Genomic DNA, 2,892 nt, shown 5'->3' on the forward strand with positions numbered 1-2,892 from the left:
AGCTCCGGGGAATGCCGGCGACGCTTCACGGGTTTCTTAGCAGGGATAATTTCACTCATATTAGGTGTCCACTTGTTGATAGGTGGACACCTAAATTACAGCGCAGAATTTGGCTTGGTAGATGAGTTTGCCGGACGCTTACCCCCGCACAGCAACCTCTTTAGAAAAATATTTCTCCGGTTCAGAAAGCAAATAATCTACTGACACTACGTTATTAGTTGAACCTTTGTCAGAGCATCCTGCAAGAACTAACATGATGAAGCAGAATAGACGGTGCACTTAGTTACTCCAAACTCGTTGGTTTGATACTTGAAAACAATGTCGCCATAATCAATATATATTGGATCTTGATAATACTGTTTGCCAGTAAAAAACCCATCACTTTTGAAATTATCTGAATATATACTAATGGTATGAACGTCAATGGGAGCTGTATTTGCCCTTGCATTTATTACAATCGCCTTTGCACAAGAGTTAGAGTCGTACGAATGGTGAAATCTTGGATGAGACTCGTCAAAACTAGGGACTTCATTTTCGTCGTAACCGACCACCTCATTCCCCTTTTGTGCAAACTAGCCCTCAAACTCCTTGATAGCTTGAGGGATCTCTTTCTGAAGCACTGAATTTTTATAATATTCGGTAGAGCTATAACTTCCGTCTTTTTCCTTAATCCAAACAACCCCCCCAATATCACTGCTAGAAAACCACAAACGATCACCATCCCAAACAATCACCCAACGCTGGTATACGCTAGCTCTATCTTTAGATACAATAAGTGTTTCACCACTATTATTCACAAGGTGGTATTTAACTATACCTGAAACATTTTCAACCTGTAGCTGCAAACGATCATTAAGTGCATATTCTCCAAATTCTGTTATCGCCTTTCCACTGGCAACCACTTGGTTACAGCCAACAACCAACAGTAAAAATAAAACAAAAAAAAGAAGGTTGCTTTTTATTCTTCGCACATTAATTCCCTCCAGTATATCTTGTATCCCTTGAATGCTGCCAGCTAATATGAACATCGTAATCTGCAGGGCTAAATATCGTGTTTAAAATACCAGCCCTAACCCTATCACCCAGATAGATTGGGTTGGGGTCGATTCTATCATTCCAAGTAACGGTAACATTGTAAGCATATCCGCCAGTTGACAACAGCTCAGCAAATCCAATTATGGATAAGTCCCCTAAACCACGATGAGTGCCATGCAACATTTCATATCCAGTCGAATACCCGTTTTGTATTTCTCCGTGGACTGTAAGGTTCACAAAGCCTGAACCTAATCTATTGGCCGCATCACCATACAAGGCTAGGTTAATCTGGTTAGTTAGGAACTGGTTCGCTTTCATGTATTCACCCCAACTTCCACCATTGGTAATAAGAGTTTCTCCTGAGCCATTTAACCACCTCATAAATAGCTCTTCTCCTTTTTCATCAAAAAGCTATCCTTTATTACTCTCTTGTGCACTTTCATCCCCTCCCTGCCAATTCATCACATACTGCATTGCAGCCGTAATGGCACCATTGGCAAACTTTCCGCCACTTAACTCCGAGGTTGTGCCACCAACAACCATAGTGGTAACCAACTGCACAGAATCCGGTAGCCTGCCAATCGCCGGCGACAGACTCTTGGTCACCGCAGCGGAAATAAACCCGTGCCCGAACTTGCCCCCCTGCAGCTCCGCTGCTATGCCGCCCACCACACCATGGGCCATTACCATGGTGACATAGATCTCCTTGGAGACCCAGATGTTCTCGCCAACCTGGATAGCCCCGGGCGTATCCGCAGATACCCCATTTCCCGCCCCATAGTTGCCAATGGCCTCAAAAGCCTTGTTGGACGCAAACGCAATGGCGCCTGCTTTTACGCCCTGCTTGAAGGCCTCTCTGTCCGAGGCGCCGTTGGCTTTGGCAAAGAAAGCGGTCGTTATGGCAAAGGCCAGGGGATTTGTGCTGGCTGCGAGCATGACCACTGACTGGAAAATCTGCGGTAAATTCTCCTTAAACGACCAGTACCCGGTGGGATCGGTAAACGCCAGGGGGTTATTGTGCACATAGCTGTAGCGGTTATAGCCCTGGCTGCTAGTGGTCCCGTCTATATTGGGGTCCGCCTGTACAAAGCGCCCCAGCAGCGGGTCGTAGATGCGCCCGTTCATATGGATCAGGCCCATCCGGTCGAGGGATTCGTGGCCGGTAAAGCCCCGCGGGGTTATATCCAGGATATTGGTCAGCTGGGTGCTGCTGAGGGCATCCCGCCAGTTGTGGGGCTGGCGCCGCTGCCCCCAGGGATCGAAGCTCAGCTGCTCGGTGACAGCGCCTGTGGCATCCGTCACCACATCCAGCGAGCCCAGGTGGTCCCGTAGCAGATAGCGGTTTTTGGTCACCGTCAAATGGTCGTCGGCGCTCTCCCCTGCCAGGGCACCGGCAGCCTTATCCGCCTGCCACTGGCGCATATCGGTATCGTATTTGTCCGTGGTGAGAACGAAGCCTGCGATGTTGCGACGGATTTCCGTAGTGCCGTTCTTGTAGACCTTTTCCACATTGCCCAGATAGAGGGTTTCCGTGGTACTGGTGCCGTCATCGTCGATGCGCTTCCAGCGGCTGCGCTGGGGACCATAGCGGAATTGTGCGCTGTGGCCGCCCTTCTGGATAGTCAGTGGCTTGTTGAATACGCTGTATTACAGGGTGCGGCCTGTGGTATCAGACAACAGGTTGCCGTTGGCATCATAGTGGTAGCTGGTGATACCGGCGCCGCTGCCGGTTTCACAGACTGCGTGGGGACCATAGGCCACCCCACACTGGGCACCATAACGGTAGTTGCCCACACCGGTTTTGCTGAGAATGTTGCCACTGGAGGAATAGCTGACACTGGTGCCGGTGATGCCACT

At 49.2% G+C, this 2,892-nt stretch carries 4 protein-coding genes; all 4 read right to left on the minus strand.

What is annotated here, in order from left to right; genetic code table 11:
- Positions 1-572: 572 nt before the first annotated feature.
- Entirely contained in the window at positions 573-1,028 is a 456-nt protein-coding gene (locus AB1S50_RS13245) for a hypothetical protein (protein ID WP_367151266.1), read from the minus strand.
- On the minus strand, positions 973-1,416 hold the full coding sequence (locus AB1S50_RS13250; RefSeq protein ID WP_367151267.1) for a hypothetical protein: 444 nt from the start codon (positions 1,414-1,416) through the stop codon (positions 973-975). The genes AB1S50_RS13245 and AB1S50_RS13250 overlap by 56 nt, the downstream gene beginning before the upstream one ends.
- 30 nt (positions 1,417-1,446) lie before the next feature.
- A complete protein-coding gene (locus AB1S50_RS13255; RefSeq protein WP_367151268.1) occupies positions 1,447-2,544 on the minus strand; it encodes an RHS repeat domain-containing protein in 1,098 nt (365 codons plus the stop codon).
- Between the two features lie 138 nt (positions 2,545-2,682).
- Positions 2,683-2,892 (minus strand): hypothetical protein (locus AB1S50_RS13260; RefSeq protein ID WP_367151269.1); only part of this gene is annotated, 210 nt, incomplete at its 5' end.

This window comes from Microbulbifer discodermiae (assembly GCF_040742695.1).
Classification (GTDB): Bacteria; Pseudomonadota; Gammaproteobacteria; order Pseudomonadales; family Cellvibrionaceae; genus Microbulbifer.